The 17,539-nt window shown below is 40.6% G+C and carries 8 protein-coding genes, 2 tRNA genes and 6 rRNA genes; 2 read left to right on the top strand and 14 right to left on the bottom strand.

Annotation, left to right across the window (positions count from 1 at the left end; translation table 11 throughout):
• The first annotated feature begins 211 nt into the window (after positions 1-211).
• Positions 212-889, top strand: coding sequence for a uracil-DNA glycosylase (locus tag OCU47_RS16775; protein WP_261829755.1), 678 nt, complete (start codon positions 212-214; stop codon positions 887-889).
• Between the two features lie 31 nt (positions 890-920).
• Here the strand turns inward: OCU47_RS16775 and OCU47_RS16780 are convergent, their stop codons facing one another.
• The 12 genes from OCU47_RS16780 to OCU47_RS16835 all read right to left on the bottom strand — a co-directional run bounded on the left by OCU47_RS16780 (position 921) and on the right by OCU47_RS16835 (position 15,454).
• Positions 921-1,112: a hypothetical protein gene (locus OCU47_RS16780; RefSeq protein ID WP_261830650.1), complete on the bottom strand. Its 192-nt coding sequence runs from the start codon at positions 1,110-1,112 to the stop codon at positions 921-923.
• Positions 1,113-1,378: 266 nt separating this feature from the next.
• Positions 1,379-1,454: transfer RNA gene (locus OCU47_RS16785), tRNA-Phe, on the bottom strand.
• A gap of 8 nt (positions 1,455-1,462) precedes the next feature.
• A 5S ribosomal RNA gene (rrf, locus tag OCU47_RS16790) occupies positions 1,463-1,580 on the bottom strand.
• 135 nt (positions 1,581-1,715) lie between these two features.
• Positions 1,716-4,617: ribosomal RNA gene (locus OCU47_RS16795) — 23S ribosomal RNA — on the bottom strand.
• Positions 4,618-4,963: 346 nt separating this feature from the next.
• Positions 4,964-6,478, bottom strand: a 16S ribosomal RNA gene (locus OCU47_RS16800).
• A gap of 742 nt (positions 6,479-7,220) precedes the next feature.
• Positions 7,221-7,295: transfer RNA gene (locus tag OCU47_RS16805), tRNA-Asn, on the bottom strand.
• 27 nt (positions 7,296-7,322) lie between these two features.
• Positions 7,323-7,440 (bottom strand): 5S ribosomal RNA (gene rrf, locus OCU47_RS16810).
• A gap of 93 nt (positions 7,441-7,533) precedes the next feature.
• Positions 7,534-10,435: ribosomal RNA gene (locus OCU47_RS16815) — 23S ribosomal RNA — on the bottom strand.
• A 466-nt stretch (positions 10,436-10,901) separates the two neighbouring features.
• A 16S ribosomal RNA gene (locus OCU47_RS16820) occupies positions 10,902-12,416 on the bottom strand.
• The 16S, 23S and 5S rRNA genes sit together here with 2 tRNA genes alongside, the layout of an rRNA operon.
• 650 nt (positions 12,417-13,066) lie before the next feature.
• Complete coding sequence (locus OCU47_RS16825; protein ID WP_261829756.1) at positions 13,067-13,738, bottom strand: ATP-binding cassette domain-containing protein; 672 nt, start codon at positions 13,736-13,738, stop codon at positions 13,067-13,069.
• Positions 13,723-14,481: an ABC transporter permease gene (locus tag OCU47_RS16830; protein ID WP_261829757.1), complete on the bottom strand. Its 759-nt coding sequence runs from the start codon at positions 14,479-14,481 to the stop codon at positions 13,723-13,725. The genes OCU47_RS16825 and OCU47_RS16830 overlap by 16 nt, the downstream gene beginning before the upstream one ends.
• Positions 14,459-15,454: an ABC transporter substrate-binding protein gene (locus tag OCU47_RS16835; RefSeq protein ID WP_261829758.1), complete on the bottom strand. Its 996-nt coding sequence runs from the start codon at positions 15,452-15,454 to the stop codon at positions 14,459-14,461. Before OCU47_RS16835 ends, OCU47_RS16830 begins: the two co-directional genes overlap by 23 nt.
• A gap of 192 nt (positions 15,455-15,646) precedes the next feature.
• Here OCU47_RS16835 and cls point away from each other — a divergent pair, with 192 nt between their 5' ends.
• Complete coding sequence (cls, locus tag OCU47_RS16840; protein ID WP_261829759.1) at positions 15,647-17,083, top strand: cardiolipin synthase; 1,437 nt, start codon at positions 15,647-15,649, stop codon at positions 17,081-17,083.
• Here cls and OCU47_RS16845 read toward each other — a convergent pair.
• Both OCU47_RS16845 and OCU47_RS16850 read right to left on the bottom strand, forming a co-directional pair.
• Positions 17,023-17,325, bottom strand: a complete 303-nt coding sequence (locus OCU47_RS16845; protein ID WP_261829760.1) for a VanZ family protein — start codon at positions 17,323-17,325, stop codon at positions 17,023-17,025. The two genes, cls and OCU47_RS16845, sit on opposite strands and share 61 nt — an antisense overlap.
• Positions 17,326-17,333: 8 nt before the next feature.
• Complete coding sequence (locus tag OCU47_RS16850) at positions 17,334-17,516, bottom strand: hypothetical protein (protein ID WP_261829761.1); 183 nt, start codon at positions 17,514-17,516, stop codon at positions 17,334-17,336.
• Between the last annotated feature and the right edge of the window lie 23 nt (positions 17,517-17,539).

The following is a 17,539-nucleotide window of genomic DNA, read 5'->3' on the forward strand; positions in this document are numbered from 1 at the left end:
TAAGTTAATTTTGTTAAACAATATGTTAGTACAAAAGGAATAATAGTAGATGAAGTTGTAAAATAATATGTAGTAGATAAATCAAACTAATTTAAGAACAAAGAAAACTTTCAAGGAAATATGAAAGTTTAAAATGAGAAATAAAAAAGGAAGGAGAAGTTACTCGTCAATATATTTATATTTGGCCATATTTTGAGTAGCAAATGTTGTTATGTCTATAAACATCCATACTGACTGGCTAGACCTACTTAACGATGAATTTTCTAAGGAGTATTATACAAAATTACGTTCTTTCTTAGCGAATGAATATAAACATAATGCTGTATATCCTAATATGTATAATATTTTTCAAGCACTGAATCTAACCCCATATTCAGAAGTAAAAGTTGTAATTCTTGGCCAAGATCCTTATCATGGTGAGAATCAAGCTCATGGATTAAGTTTTTCAGTAAGTCCTGGTGTTAAAATTCCACCATCATTGGTTAACATATACAAAGAGTTACATACTGATTTAGGATGCTATATTCCTAATAACGGTTTTTTAAAGAAATGGGCTGAGCAAGGTGTTCTACTTCTTAACACTTCGCTTACTGTAAGAGCTGGTGAAGCGAATTCCCACAAAAACATAGGTTGGGAAAAGTTTACGGATAAAATTATTGAATTGTTGAATGAGAGAAAAGATCCTGTAGTATTCATTTTATGGGGAAATAATGCTATATCAAAGGAAAAAATAATCACAAACCCTATTCATTATATAATAAAATCTGTGCATCCAAGTCCACTATCTGCTTCTAGAGGTTTTTTTGGTAGCAAACCTTTTTCTAAAACAAATAAATTTTTGGAGTCAATTAATAAACCCCCAATTGATTGGCAGATTGAGAATATATAAAAGATAAGGCTGTCTTAAAAGCTAGATAGCCTTATTTTTTATATCTCAAGTAATAAGAGTATGCCACTGCTCCTATAATTCCTAAAACAGATCCTAATGAAAAGAATAACTGTACATTATTCACTATAGCTCCACTTATTATTCCTATACCTGACCCACTTGCTATTCCTATACTTAAATATTTAATTTCCTTTTCACTTAACTCTAAATTGGTCCTTGTCATTTTTTCCACGACTACCATCTCCATATATGTTATTTTCTTCTATATACTTTATACGTTAATTATATTCGGAAGTTATTAAGAATTTCTTACAATTTGCTTAAATTAATCTAAATGTTTATAAATATTTATTACATTTTCTCTTTTCACTACATTTTAAAATAGTATTAAAAATATATAGATTTCTAAATGAATTTATTTAAAGTAAAGATTTTCTTTTATGGAGTTTATAATAAAAAAAAATACCTAGTGTAATCACTAGGTATTTCTGGTGGCTCGAACTGGAATCGAACCAGTGACACGAGGATTTTCAGTCCTCTGCTCTACCGACTGAGCTATCGAGCCATATATTTACCTGGCGACCACTTACTCTCCCACACAGTCGCCCATGCAGTACCATCAGCTGTAATTGGCTTAACCATCCTGTTCGGAATGGGAAGGGGTGTAACCCAAAAACACATCATCACCAGATGCTTAATTTGCAGAAATTTTATATTTCTTTGCAAATTTGTACTCCTCAGCTTTGCTGAGTGAGTTTCCTAAAAGAACTTTTATGTTCTTTCAAAATTGCACACAAGTTTTATCTCTTTTTGTTAATCTATTTTATTGGTCAAGCCCTCGATCTATTAGTATCAGTCAGCTAAATATGTTACCACACTTACACCTCTGACCTATCAACCTTGTGTTCTTCAAGGGATCTTACTAGCTTACGCTATGGGAAATCTCATCTTGAGGTGGGCTTCACGCTTAGATGCTTTCAGCGTTTATCCCTTCCCGACTTAGCTACCCAGCCATGCTCCTGGCGGAACAACTGGTACACCAGAGGTCAGTCCATCCCGGTCCTCTCGTACTAAGGACAGCTCCTCTCAAATTTCCTGCGCCCGCGACGGATAGGGACCGAACTGTCTCACGACGTTCTGAACCCAGCTCGCGTGCCGCTTTAATGGGCGAACAGCCCAACCCTTGGGACCTACTTCAGCCCCAGGATGCGACGAGCCGACATCGAGGTGCCAAACCTCCCCGTCGATGTGGACTCTTGGGGGAGATCAGCCTGTTATCCCCGAGGTAGCTTTTATCCGTTGAGCGATGGCCCTCCCACGAGGTACCACCGGATCACTAAGCCCGACTTTCGTCCCTGCTCCACTTGTAGGTGTCGCAGTCAGGCTCCCTTCTGCCTTTGCACTCTTCGAACGATTTCCGACCGTTCTGAGGGAACCTTTGGGCGCCTCCGTTACTTTTTTGGAGGCGACCGCCCCAGTCAAACTGCCCATCTAACAATGTCCCGTCACCAGTTTCATGGCGCCCGGTTAGAATTCCAGTACTGTCAGGGTGGTATCCCAAGGGTGACTCCACCAAGGCTGACGCCCTGGTTTCTCAGTCTCCCACCTATCCTGTACAGACAATACCGAAACTCAATGCTAAACTACAGTAAAGCTCTACGGGGTCTTTCCGTCCAATCGCGGGTAACCAGCATCTTCACTGGTACTACAACTTCGCCGGATTTACAGTTGAGACAGTGCTCAAGTCATTACGCCATTCGTGCGGGTCGGAACTTACCCGACAAGGAATTTCGCTACCTTAGGACCGTTATAGTTACGGCCGCCGTTTACTGGGGCTTAAGTTCATACCTTCGCTTGCGCTAAGTATTCCCCTTAACCTTCCAGCACCGGGCAGGCGTCAGCCCCTATACATCAGCTTTCGCTTTAGCAGAGACCTGTGTTTTTGCTAAACAGTTGCTTGAGCCTATTCTCTGCGACCTACTCTCGTAGGCACCCCTTCTCCCGAAGTTACGGGGTCAATTTGCCTAGTTCCTTAACTGTAATTCTTCCGCCGGCCTTAGGATTCTCTCCTCACCTACCTGTGTCGGTTTGCGGTACGGGCACTATTTCTCTCCCTAGAAGCTTTTCTTGACAGCGTGGAATCAGATACTTCGGAACCGTAGTTCCTTCCCCATCACACCTCAAGATTGTTGCGACGGATTTGCCTATCACAACTCTCTAAGTGCTTAGACTAGCATCCAATAGCTAGCACATCCTATCCTCCTGTGTCACTCCATCGGTAATAACGATTAATAGTGGTATCGGAATATCAACCGATTGTCCATCACCTACGCCTTTCGGCCTCGGCTTAGGTCCCGACTAACCCTCAGCGGACGAACCTTCCTGAGGAAACCTTAGGTTTTCGGCCTGTGGGATTCTCACCCACATCTCGCTACTAATGCCAACATTCTCACTCGTAATCAGTCCACCGCTCCTTACGGTACGACTTCAGCCCGATTACGACGCTCCCCTACCCATCAGTATAACTGATGCCGTAGCTTCGGTGGTAAGTTTGAGCCCCGAACATTTTCGGCGCAGGATCTCTCGACTAGTGAGCTATTACGCACTCTTTTAATGAGTGGCTGCTTCTAAGCCAACATCCTAGTTGTCTTGGAAATCCCACATCCTTTTCCACTTAACTTACACTTTGGGACCTTAGCTGACGATCTGGGCTGTTTCCCTTTTGACCACGGATCTTATCATTCGTAGTCTGACTGCCGAACTAATAGTATATGGCATTCGGAGTTTGATAAGGTTCAGTAAGCGCTATGCCCCCTAGCCCATTCAGTGCTCTACCTCCATTACTCATATTCGACGCTAGCCCTAAAGCTATTTCGGGGAGAACCAGCTATCTCCGAGTTCGATTGGAATTTCTCCGCTATCCACAGCTCATCCCATGGTTTTTCAACACCAACGTGGTTCGGTCCTCCACGAGATTTTACTCTCGCTTCAACCTGGCCATGGATAGGTCACCCGGTTTCGGGTCTACAGCATGCAACTAGTCGCCCTATTCAGACTCGGTTTCCCTTCGGCTCCGTACCTTAAGTACTTAACCTCGCTACATACCGTAACTCGTTGGCTCGTTCTACAAAAAGCACATCATCACACTCATATGGTGCTCTGATCGGTTGTAGGCACACGGTTTCAGGTTCTATTTCACTCCCCTCCCGGGGTTCTTTTCACCTTTCCCTCACGGTACTTCTTCACTATCGGTCATCAGGTAGTATTTAGCCTTGGGAGGTGGTCCTCCCTGCTTCCCACAAGGTTTCACGTGTCTCGTGGTACTCTGGAGCAGAACTATGATCTTCTCGTTTTACTTACAGGACTATTACCTTCTACGGTGTAGCTTTCCAGCTATCTTCAATTACGATACCTTCACGTTATGTTCTGTCCGCAACCCCAGAGATAAATCTCTGGTTTGGGCTCTTCCGCTTTCGCTCGCCGCTACTTACGGAATCGAGTTTTCTTTCTCTTCCTCTAGGTACTTAGATGTTTCAGTTCCCTAGGTTTACCTCCATACAACTATTTATTCATTGTACAGTACATGGGGTTTCCCATGTGAGTTCCCTCATTCGGAAATCTCCGGATCACAGGCTATGTGCGCCTACCCGAAGCTTATCGCAGCTTATCGCGTCCTTCATCGGCTCCTGATGCCAAGGCATTCACCATGCGCCCTTTGTAGCTTGACCTCTAACAAAAAACTAACTTCGTATTACTTTGTCGCTTTCCTCGCTGCGCTGCTCACTTACCTAAGTAAGCTCTGCTGCTCGCTCGTCAGCTCCGCGTACTACTCGTTTCTTTTTTGTTGATGTGTTATCAAAACACATCGTGCCTATCTTAACAAAGTTACTAAATCTAAATTCGCATTTGAATTTGACATTTGAGATATTACATTAAAATGTAATTTTTTATATACTTATGTGCAATTTTCAAAGAACAAAATTCTGAGAGAAGATCTCTCAAAATTAAACAGAGGATAACCAGTCTTCGTTTTTATCCAAGTACATGTTTCCATCACTTAGATGTTCTCCATAGAAAGGAGGTGATCCAGCCGCAGGTTCTCCTACGGCTACCTTGTTACGACTTCACCCCAATCGCTGACCCTACCTTCGGCCGCTGCCTCGCTTACGCGTTAGCTCACGGACTTCGGGTATTGCCAACTCTCATGGTGTGACGGGCGGTGTGTACAAGGCCCGGGAACGTATTCACCGCGACATTCTGATTCGCGATTACTAGTAACTCCAGCTTCATGTAGGCGAGTTTCAGCCTACAATCCGAACTGAGACAAGTTTTTGAGTTTTGCTCCACCTCACGGTATTGCATCTTTTTGTACTTGCCATTGTAGCACGTGTGTAGCCCTAAACATAAGGGGCATGATGATTTGACGTCATCCCCACCTTCCTCCTGGTTAACCCAGGCAGTCTCGCTAGAGTGCTCAACTAAATGGTAGCAACTAACAATAAGGGTTGCGCTCGTTGCGGGACTTAACCCAACATCTCACGACACGAGCTGACGACAACCATGCACCACCTGTCTTCCTGTCCCCGAAGGGACTTCCTCGATTAAGAGTAATGCAGGAGATGTCAAGTTTAGGTAAGGTTCTTCGCGTTGCTTCGAATTAAACCACATGCTCCGCTACTTGTGCGGGCCCCCGTCAATTCCTTTGAGTTTTAATCTTGCGACCGTACTCCCCAGGCGGGATACTTAATGTGTTAACGGCGGCACAGAAGGTTGGACCCTCCTACACCTAGTATCCATCGTTTACGGCGTGGACTACCAGGGTATCTAATCCTGTTTGCTCCCCACGCTTTCGAGCCTCAGCGTCAGTTATTGTCCAGAAAGTCGCCTTCGCCACTGGTGTTCTTCCTAATATCTACGCATTTCACCGCTACACTAGGAATTCCACTTTCCTCTCCAACACTCTAGACTTCCAGTTTGGAATGCAGCACCCAAGTTGAGCCCGGGTATTTCACATCCCACTTAAAAATCCGCCTACGCTCCCTTTACGCCCAGTAAATCCGGACAACGCTTGCCACCTACGTATTACCGCGGCTGCTGGCACGTAGTTAGCCGTGGCTTCCTCCACAGGTACCGTCATTATCGTCCCTGTAAACAGAGCTTTACAACCCGAAGGCCTTCATCACTCACGCGGCGTTGCTGCATCAGGGTTTCCCCCATTGTGCAATATTCCCCACTGCTGCCTCCCGTAGGAGTCTGGGCCGTGTCTCAGTCCCAATGTGGCCGATCACCCTCTCAGGTCGGCTACGCATCGTCGCCTTGGTGAGCCGTTACCTCACCAACTAGCTAATGCGCCGCGGGTCCATCTTATAGCGGATTACTCCTTTGATGATTCTACCATGCGATAAAACCATGTTATGCGGTATTAATCTTCCTTTCGGAAGGCTATCCCCCTCTATAAGGCAGGTTACCCACGTGTTACTCACCCGTCCGCCGCTAGATCGTCTTCCGAAGAAGACTTTCTCGCTCGACTTGCATGTGTTAAGCACGCCGCCAGCGTTCGTCCTGAGCCAGGATCAAACTCTCAATTTAAGCAGATGTTCCAAATTTCACATTTGGCACAGATGCTTACTTCACGCTCGCGGGAAGTTTCCTTTTGAAAAACTCCTTACACCATGCGGAAGTATCATTTTAAGTCTCATCTTAGCTTTCGCTTAAAAGAATTGCTGGTCTTAAAAAAAGTTCATATGAACTATTAGTTTCCTCTGTTTAATTTTCAAAGATCATCTTGTTTTATTTTGTCACCGTTTGGCGACTTGTTTATCTTATCATCCAAAGTGTTTTGTGTCAACACTTTTTTTGAAAAGTTTTTTATGAGATTCAAATCTCGTTTAGTTTGAATTTCTCATACATCGCTCAGCGACAATGATTATATTATCACATCCTCTAACGCAAAGATTTCAGTATTTTATCAAATAACTAAATTATTCTTATATTTCTACTTTATTCTCAATATAATGTTCTTTTTCTTATATTGATACACTAGGAAATGTTTATTTCTTATATATGAACTATTGTGTTAATATTAACCTTCCTTCAATAATAAAAAAAGTATCCGTATTTACTATTGCAAATAATTTAAATTAAAATCCACTCTCATCCCTTAACTTCGTATATAGCAAAAATACCTTAATTAGTAATTTTAACATCATTACTCATTCACTTAATATCACACTAAATTTATTGATCTATTATAACGAAAAAAAGCTAGTTCAAAGATTTAATTATAAATCCTTAAACTAGCTTTCTTTATATTATACACTAAAAATAAAAATGGCTCCGCGAAGAGGGCTCGAACCTCCAACCTATCGGTTAACAGCCGAGTGCTCCACCATTGAGCTATCGCGGAACATTATTATTCTTATATATAAGAATAACCTGGCGACCACTTACTCTCCCACACAGTCGCCCATGCAGTACCATCAGCTGTAATTGGCTTAACCATCCTGTTCGGAATGGGAAGGGGTGTAACCCAAAAACACATCATCACCAGATTCATGGTTTGCAGAAATTTCTACAAACAAAAGAACTTTTATGTTCTTTCAAAATTGCACACAAGTTTTATCTCTTTTTGTTAATCTATTTTATTGGTCAAGCCCTCGATCTATTAGTATCAGTCAGCTAAATATGTTACCACACTTACACCTCTGACCTATCAACCTTGTGTTCTTCAAGGGATCTTACTAGCTTACGCTATGGGAAATCTCATCTTGAGGTGGGCTTCACGCTTAGATGCTTTCAGCGTTTATCCCTTCCCGACTTAGCTACCCAGCCATGCTCCTGGCGGAACAACTGGTACACCAGAGGTCAGTCCATCCCGGTCCTCTCGTACTAAGGACAGCTCCTCTCAAATTTCCTGCGCCCGCGACGGATAGGGACCGAACTGTCTCACGACGTTCTGAACCCAGCTCGCGTGCCGCTTTAATGGGCGAACAGCCCAACCCTTGGGACCTACTTCAGCCCCAGGATGCGACGAGCCGACATCGAGGTGCCAAACCTCCCCGTCGATGTGGACTCTTGGGGGAGATCAGCCTGTTATCCCCGAGGTAGCTTTTATCCGTTGAGCGATGGCCCTCCCACGAGGTACCACCGGATCACTAAGCCCGACTTTCGTCCCTGCTCCACTTGTAGGTGTCGCAGTCAGGCTCCCTTCTGCCTTTGCACTCTTCGAACGATTTCCGACCGTTCTGAGGGAACCTTTGGGCGCCTCCGTTACTTTTTTGGAGGCGACCGCCCCAGTCAAACTGCCCATCTAACAATGTCCCGTCACCAGTTTCATGGCGCCCGGTTAGAATTCCAGTACTGTCAGGGTGGTATCCCAAGGGTGACTCCACCAAGGCTGACGCCCTGGTTTCTCAGTCTCCCACCTATCCTGTACAGACAATACCGAAACTCAATGCTAAACTACAGTAAAGCTCTACGGGGTCTTTCCGTCCAATCGCGGGTAACCAGCATCTTCACTGGTACTACAACTTCGCCGGATTTACAGTTGAGACAGTGCTCAAGTCATTACGCCATTCGTGCGGGTCGGAACTTACCCGACAAGGAATTTCGCTACCTTAGGACCGTTATAGTTACGGCCGCCGTTTACTGGGGCTTAAGTTCATACCTTCGCTTGCGCTAAGTATTCCCCTTAACCTTCCAGCACCGGGCAGGCGTCAGCCCCTATACATCAGCTTTCGCTTTAGCAGAGACCTGTGTTTTTGCTAAACAGTTGCTTGAGCCTATTCTCTGCGACCTACTCTCGTAGGCACCCCTTCTCCCGAAGTTACGGGGTCAATTTGCCTAGTTCCTTAACTGTAATTCTTCCGCCGGCCTTAGGATTCTCTCCTCACCTACCTGTGTCGGTTTGCGGTACGGGCACTATTTCTCTCCCTAGAAGCTTTTCTTGACAGCGTGGAATCAGATACTTCGGAACCGTAGTTCCTTCCCCATCACACCTCAAGATTGTTGCGACGGATTTGCCTATCACAACTCTCTAAGTGCTTAGACTAGCATCCAATAGCTAGCACATCCTATCCTCCTGTGTCACTCCATCGGTAATAACGATTAATAGTGGTATCGGAATATCAACCGATTGTCCATCACCTACGCCTTTCGGCCTCGGCTTAGGTCCCGACTAACCCTCAGCGGACGAACCTTCCTGAGGAAACCTTAGGTTTTCGGCCTGTGGGATTCTCACCCACATCTCGCTACTAATGCCAACATTCTCACTCGTAATCAGTCCACCGCTCCTTACGGTACGACTTCAGCCCGATTACGACGCTCCCCTACCCATCAGTATAACTGATGCCGTAGCTTCGGTGGTAAGTTTGAGCCCCGAACATTTTCGGCGCAGGATCTCTCGACTAGTGAGCTATTACGCACTCTTTTAATGAGTGGCTGCTTCTAAGCCAACATCCTAGTTGTCTTGGAAATCCCACATCCTTTTCCACTTAACTTACACTTTGGGACCTTAGCTGACGATCTGGGCTGTTTCCCTTTTGACCACGGATCTTATCATTCGTAGTCTGACTGCCGAACTAATAGTATATGGCATTCGGAGTTTGATAAGGTTCAGTAAGCGCTATGCCCCCTAGCCCATTCAGTGCTCTACCTCCATTACTCATATTCGACGCTAGCCCTAAAGCTATTTCGGGGAGAACCAGCTATCTCCGAGTTCGATTGGAATTTCTCCGCTATCCACAGCTCATCCCATGGTTTTTCAACACCAACGTGGTTCGGTCCTCCACGAGATTTTACTCTCGCTTCAACCTGGCCATGGATAGGTCACCCGGTTTCGGGTCTACAGCATGCAACTAGTCGCCCTATTCAGACTCGGTTTCCCTTCGGCTCCGTACCTTAAGTACTTAACCTCGCTACATACCGTAACTCGTTGGCTCGTTCTACAAAAAGCACATCATCACACTCATATGGTGCTCTGATCGGTTGTAGGCACACGGTTTCAGGTTCTATTTCACTCCCCTCCCGGGGTTCTTTTCACCTTTCCCTCACGGTACTTCTTCACTATCGGTCATCAGGTAGTATTTAGCCTTGGGAGGTGGTCCTCCCTGCTTCCCACAAGGTTTCACGTGTCTCGTGGTACTCTGGAGCAGAACTATGATCTTCTCGTTTTACTTACAGGACTATTACCTTCTACGGTGTAGCTTTCCAGCTATCTTCAATTACGATACCTTCACGTTATGTTCTGTCCGCAACCCCAGAGATAAATCTCTGGTTTGGGCTCTTCCGCTTTCGCTCGCCGCTACTTACGGAATCGAGTTTTCTTTCTCTTCCTCTAGGTACTTAGATGTTTCAGTTCCCTAGGTTTACCTCCATACAACTATTTATTCATTGTACAGTACATGGGGTTTCCCATGTGAGTTCCCTCATTCGGAAATCTCCGGATCACAGGCTATGTGCGCCTACCCGAAGCTTATCGCAGCTTATCGCGTCCTTCATCGGCTCCTGATGCCAAGGCATTCACCATGCGCCCTTTGTAGCTTGACCTTTTGTCAAAAATCAGCTTCGTATTACTGCGTCAGTTTCCTCACTCCAGTGCTCACTTACCTAAGTAAGCTCCACGCTTCGTTTCGTCACTTTCTTGTACTACTCGCTTCTTTTTGCCAATGCAACAAAAAACTAACTTCGTATTACTTTGTCGCTTTCCTCGCTGCGCTGCTCACTTACCTAAGTAAGCTCTGCTGCTCGCTGGTCAGCTCCGCGTACTACTCGTTTCTTTTTTGTTGATGTGTTATCAAAACACATCGTGCCTATCTTAACAAAGTTACTAAATCTAAATTCGCATTTGAATTTGACATTTGAGATATTACATTAAAATGTAATTTTTTATATACTTATGTGCAATTTTCAAAGAACAAAATTCTGAGAGAAGATCTCTCAAAATTAAACAGAGGATAACCAGTCTTCGTTTTTATCCAAGTACATGTTTCCATCACTTAGATGTTCTCCATAGAAAGGAGGTGATCCAGCCGCAGGTTCTCCTACGGCTACCTTGTTACGACTTCACCCCAATCGCTGACCCTACCTTCGGCCGCTGCCTCGCTTACGCGTTAGCTCACGGACTTCGGGTATTGCCAACTCTCATGGTGTGACGGGCGGTGTGTACAAGGCCCGGGAACGTATTCACCGCGACATTCTGATTCGCGATTACTAGTAACTCCAGCTTCATGTAGGCGAGTTTCAGCCTACAATCCGAACTGAGACAAGTTTTTGAGTTTTGCTCCACCTCACGGTATTGCATCTTTTTGTACTTGCCATTGTAGCACGTGTGTAGCCCTAAACATAAGGGGCATGATGATTTGACGTCATCCCCACCTTCCTCCTGGTTAACCCAGGCAGTCTCGCTAGAGTGCTCAACTAAATGGTAGCAACTAACAATAAGGGTTGCGCTCGTTGCGGGACTTAACCCAACATCTCACGACACGAGCTGACGACAACCATGCACCACCTGTCTTCCTGTCCCCGAAGGGACTTCCTCGATTAAGAGTAATGCAGGAGATGTCAAGTTTAGGTAAGGTTCTTCGCGTTGCTTCGAATTAAACCACATGCTCCGCTACTTGTGCGGGCCCCCGTCAATTCCTTTGAGTTTTAATCTTGCGACCGTACTCCCCAGGCGGGATACTTAATGTGTTAACGGCGGCACAGAAGGTTGGACCCTCCTACACCTAGTATCCATCGTTTACGGCGTGGACTACCAGGGTATCTAATCCTGTTTGCTCCCCACGCTTTCGAGCCTCAGCGTCAGTTATTGTCCAGAAAGTCGCCTTCGCCACTGGTGTTCTTCCTAATATCTACGCATTTCACCGCTACACTAGGAATTCCACTTTCCTCTCCAACACTCTAGACTTCCAGTTTGGAATGCAGCACCCAAGTTGAGCCCGGGTATTTCACATCCCACTTAAAAATCCGCCTACGCTCCCTTTACGCCCAGTAAATCCGGACAACGCTTGCCACCTACGTATTACCGCGGCTGCTGGCACGTAGTTAGCCGTGGCTTCCTCCACAGGTACCGTCATTATCGTCCCTGTAAACAGAGCTTTACAACCCGAAGGCCTTCATCACTCACGCGGCGTTGCTGCATCAGGGTTTCCCCCATTGTGCAATATTCCCCACTGCTGCCTCCCGTAGGAGTCTGGGCCGTGTCTCAGTCCCAATGTGGCCGATCACCCTCTCAGGTCGGCTACGCATCGTCGCCTTGGTGAGCCGTTACCTCACCAACTAGCTAATGCGCCGCGGGTCCATCTTATAGCGGATTACTCCTTTGATGATTCTACCATGCGATAAAACCATGTTATGCGGTATTAATCTTCCTTTCGGAAGGCTATCCCCCTCTATAAGGCAGGTTACCCACGTGTTACTCACCCGTCCGCCGCTAGATCGTCTTCCGAAGAAGACTTTCTCGCTCGACTTGCATGTGTTAAGCACGCCGCCAGCGTTCGTCCTGAGCCAGGATCAAACTCTCAATTTAAGCAGATGTTCCAAATTTCACATTTGGCACAGATGCTTACTTCACGCTCGCGGGAAGTTTCCTTTTGAAAAACTCCTTACACCATGCGGAAGTATCATTTTAAGTCTCATCTTAGCTTTCGCTTAAAAGAATTGCTGGTCTTAAAAAAAGTTCATATGAACTATTAGTTTCCTCTGTTTAATTTTCAAAGATCATCTTGTTTTATGTTGTCACCGTTTGGCGACTTATTTATCTTATCATCCAAAGTGTTTTGTGTCAACACTTCTTTTGAAAAGTTTTTTGTGAGATTTGATTCAATCTGTTTTGAATTTCTCACACATCGCCTTAGCGACAAGGACTATCTTACCATATCATCTGAAGCAAAAAGTTTTATATTGCATCAAATTTTTAAGTTACTTTTATATTTCTACTTTATTCTCAATATAATTCATTTTTTCTTATATTGATACACTAGGAAATGTGTACTTTTATATAGAATCATATCCACATATAATAAAACAATTTCATTTGATAACCAATATAAATAACATCACTCCCTCTGTAAAACAATCTGTGTAAAAATCAGTATTCTCCTAAAAAACTGTAGCACTTGAAATATAAAATACTCTAATGCATTTAATATTACAATGCATTAGAGTATGTAAATCTAGCTAAATAGAATTATAATCTTGAGAAATATATTTTATTAAGGTACCTATGTCGTTTTTATAATTAGAAACTTCATAGTAGTTTAAAATCCTTACTGGTTCATCCCCTATAATATATATATACTGACCTAAAGATATTGCCTCTTCAACATCATGAGTCACTAATATAACAGTCTTCTCTTCCTTAGCAATCAGTTCTTTAAAATCAGTTATTATATCATTTCTTGTTTTTATATCTAAAGATTTAAAGGGTTCATCCATTAAAAGAATATTACATGGATATGCAAAGGCTCTCCCAATATCTACCCGTTGCCTTATTCCCCCACTTAGTTGTTCTGGATAATAATTAGCATACTTTTCAATATTAAGCATATTAAGATGCTTTTCAATAATCTTTTTCCTCTGTTGCTTTTTATATTTCTTTGCAATTACAAATTCTATATTTTTATATACATTAAGCCATGGGATCAGTCTATCTTCTTGAAATATATAGCTAACATCCTCCTTAAACTCTTCTTTATCACAAATCAAATTTAGCAAAGTCGTCTTTCCACAACCTGATTTACCCAATATGCAAGTAACTTTCCCTTTGACCACTTCAATATTAAAATTATTGTATAGTTCACGTTGTGAATATCTTTTATTTATACCTACTATTTTTATTCTCTCTTCCATCTATAGACAATCCTTTCTACGATATTACTAAGAAACGTAAACACTATGCTTATTAAAGCAATGATAACTATCCAAGCAAATATTCCAGCAGTATTCAGATACATCTTTTCCAACTGTAATGATGCTCCTATTCCATACTTAGGTTGTCCATATATTTCTCCTGCAACTACTACTTTTAAAATTAATGATAAAGTTGAACTTAATATTCCTTGTATTGCAAAGCTGACTGATGGTATATATATATATATTATTTTTTTAACTGCTCCAACTTCATAAATATCTGCCATGTTTATAAGATCTTTGTTTACACTTTTTATGGCATTAAGAGTTGTATCATAAAATATAGGAAAAGATATCATCACTCCTATTAAAAAAGGTGCACTATTTTTATCTAACCAAATCAAAATAATTATTACAAATGCCATAGTAGGAATTGATTTTAATATTAATATAATTGGTGATAGAAAATCGTTAAAGATATTATACCTAGAGGACACTGCTGCTATTATAATTGACAAAACTAAAGATACTATAAAGCTTAATACTACTCTTTCAAGAGAACTAAATAAAACATTAACAAATTCGTTTGTTGTTACAATTTGCATAACACAATTGACTACATTTAGAGGTGATGGCAGAAGTATTTCATTATCTATTCCTTCTGCTACACAGTACCATATGAAAACCCAAACAGCCGTGAAAATCAATTTTGTTCTTATTTTATTCCCCAAATATTTTTTCATCTGGTACCTTTCCACCTATGTTTTTAGGTTCAAATTCCTTTAGCTTTTCAAAATACTTTTTATAAACACTTTTTGTTTCTTTTATATTAACAAACTTGATATTTGCTTTTTCTAGTGCTTTTGGAACAATGGCATTATTTATTGTTATTCCTAATTCCTTAGAAATACTTGCAGTTTCTTTTTTATTTTCAGTCACCCAGTTTACATCCTGCTCAACTGATTTTATAAACTTATCCACAAAGTCTTTATTAGTTTTCAACAATCTTTCCTTAACAATCAACGTTGATTGTGGAAAACCATACTGCGAACTTAATATTGTCTTCCATTCTTCATTTAAATCTGAAATAATCCTTAAATCCTTTTTCTTAACTTCTATAGCTGATAATGCCGGCTCTGGAACTACTGCAATTTTAGTCTTACCACTTATTAATAAAGGTGGTAATTCTGAAGCCGCACTTACATAAGACAAATTCAAATCTTTCTCTGCATCTATCCCTTTATTCTTAAGCACCCCTTTAAAAACAATGTCTGGAGTAAGCCCTCTACCTATATTACACACTTCTTTACCTTTAACAGAATCTATAGTTTTAATTTCTGGATCTGAGGATACCAAAAACATTGATCCCCAGCCTACTGTACCAACAATTTGATAGCCTATGCCTTTATTATAAGCTTGCGCTGCCAAATTAGATGGAACTACAGCTATATCTGGCTCCCCTTTTAATATATCACTAGTTAAGGCTTCTGTTGTCTTTTCAATAGACGATTCTATATTAACGCTGCCAATTTTCTTATCATCTTTAATTAACTTTGATAAAGCTATCGATGGAAGGCCATCTGGAACTATTAGTTTTACTGACTTAATTTCATTATTTTTTTCTGGCTTCCCTGTTATTTTATCCTCAGCACATCCTACTAATAATGTAGTCAAAATAGTTATTGAACTTATAACTGCTATAATCTTCTTGTTCATTAGTTACCACCCTACCTTTTTTGATAAACTTATTTTTGCTACTTAATTAATTATATGTAACTTATTGAAATATATATTTTCACTGTGTATTATAGATTAATTTTCCCAATTATTCAAAAATAGTTTTATAAATAGGTTTATTGAGCATAATACAAATATACATTAATCTTTTATTGGGGGAGGTATTTATAGTTGACAGTTGTTATAATAATTTTCTTTATAACATTTATTATAAATCTAATATTAGGAATAACTATAGTTATATTAGAAAGGCAACAACCCGCTAAAACTATTGCTTGGTTATTAATATTGTTAACACTACCTCCCATCGGACTTATATTATATATATTTCTGGGGAGGAATTGGAAAATAAGCAGACTTAAAGATTCCTCTAATACAGAAGCTATAAACACATTAGTTGATTCAGTAATTCAAAACTTTCCAGATAAACAATATACCCCACTCATTGCACTTTTAGCTAATAACAGCCACTCACCTATATTTGTAAATAATGAAATAACTATATTTAAAGATGGAATAGAAAAATTTGCAGTTCTAAAAAAAGAACTATTAAAAGCTAAGCATCATATTCATTTAGAGTATTATATATTTAGAGATGATTCTCTTGGTAATGAAATTAAAGATATATTAATTAAAAAGTCCCTAGAAGGAGTAAAAGTTCGCTTTATTATTGATAAAGTTGGATCATCTAAATTGAAAAGAAGAACAATTAATGAACTAAAAAATGCTGGCATTGAACTAATTATATACACATATATATTGGCACCATTAGTAAAATGGATTAACACTCAAATCAATTATAGGGATCATAGAAAACTTGTTGTTATAGATGGTAGGATTGGTTTCATAGGCGGAATTAATATTGGAGATGAGTATATTGGTAAGAGTAAACTTGGTTACTGGAGAGATACTCATATTATGGTTAAAGGTGATTTCGTTTTAGGACTACAAGATGCTTTCTTTAATGACTTTAAGAATATACAAAAAGCAAATACAGGATTAAACTTTTACGAAAAAGACTACCTTAGTTACTTTCCACCTTCCATAACAGCTGAAAAAAATTACATGCAGCTAGTAAAAAGTGGCCCAAATTCTGAGTTTCCATCTATAATGCATGGTATGATAAAAATGATATCTATGGCTACTAAGTATGTATATATATCAACACCATACTTTATACCATCTGAAAGCATAATGGATGCCCTTGTATTAGCTTCCTTGAGTGGAGTTGAAATAAAAATTATATTTCCAGAAAAAGCTGATCATTTTTTAGTGAACCGTGCTTCTAGAAGTTACCTTGCAGAACTTCTTCGTTGTGGAGCTAAAGTATATTTTTATGATAGCAAGAATTTTATTCATTCTAAAACACTTACTGTTGATGGTATGTTGGCTACACTAGGAACTGCAAACATGGATAGACGCAGCTTTGAATTAAATTATGAACTTAATGCAGTAATTTATGATAAAAAAACCACCCAAAAGTTAGATATGCTATTTATTGAGGATTTAAAAAAATGTAGAGAATTCACCTTAAAAGAATATGAAAATCAGAATTTCTTCAAAAAATTTATCGATAGTTTTGCTAGAATATTTTCTGCACTCCTATAAAAATATAGGATTAATTGTTTCATAGTCAAACTTTCTAATACTGAAACAATTAATCCCAAATCATTATTATTTTCTTTTTTAAGATAATTATAAATATAAGCTAACACTAAATATGTTGACCCACCAAATGTATCAATAAACACATCTCTTATACAGCCATTTCTGCCTATTACAAATAACTGATGTATTTCATCAGTACAAGCATATAAAAAATAATCAATATAGAGAATATAATTAGACATTTTAACTATTAACTTATTTTGTTATGTTTTCTAGTATTCATCTTAATAGCTCCATCAATAAAAAAGTATGTTAGTGATAGAGAAATCAAGCCTACTCCTAAAAATCTTGTTGAATTCTTAATAAGCATCAAGGCCAATATTCCCAATGCTAATAGAATAACATCTAAATTTTTATCTTTTTTATTTAACATCCTTACTTCCTCCTATAACATTC

Origin of the sequence: Clostridium sp. TW13 (genome assembly GCF_024345225.1) — a bacterium.
In the GTDB taxonomy this organism is placed as follows: domain Bacteria; phylum Bacillota; class Clostridia; order Clostridiales; family Clostridiaceae; genus Inconstantimicrobium; species Inconstantimicrobium mannanitabidum.

What these genes read in the sequence shown, in the direction of transcription:
- OCU47_RS16775 (WP_261829755.1), top strand. Translation starts at nt 212, where the DNA reads ATGTCTATAAACATCCATACTGACTGGCTAGACCTACTTAACGATGAA.
- OCU47_RS16780 (WP_261830650.1), bottom strand. Translation starts at nt 1,112, where the DNA reads ATGACAAGGACCAATTTAGAGTTAAGTGAAAAGGAAATTAAATATTTA.
- OCU47_RS16825 (WP_261829756.1), bottom strand. Translation starts at nt 13,738, where the DNA reads ATGGAAGAGAGAATAAAAATAGTAGGTATAAATAAAAGATATTCACAA.
- OCU47_RS16830 (WP_261829757.1), bottom strand. Translation starts at nt 14,481, where the DNA reads ATGAAAAAATATTTGGGGAATAAAATAAGAACAAAATTGATTTTCACG.
- OCU47_RS16835 (WP_261829758.1), bottom strand. Translation starts at nt 15,454, where the DNA reads ATGAACAAGAAGATTATAGCAGTTATAAGTTCAATAACTATTTTGACT.
- OCU47_RS16845 (WP_261829760.1), bottom strand. Translation starts at nt 17,325, where the DNA reads ATGTCTAATTATATTCTCTATATTGATTATTTTTTATATGCTTGTACT.
- OCU47_RS16850 (WP_261829761.1), bottom strand. Translation starts at nt 17,516, where the DNA reads ATGTTAAATAAAAAAGATAAAAATTTAGATGTTATTCTATTAGCATTG.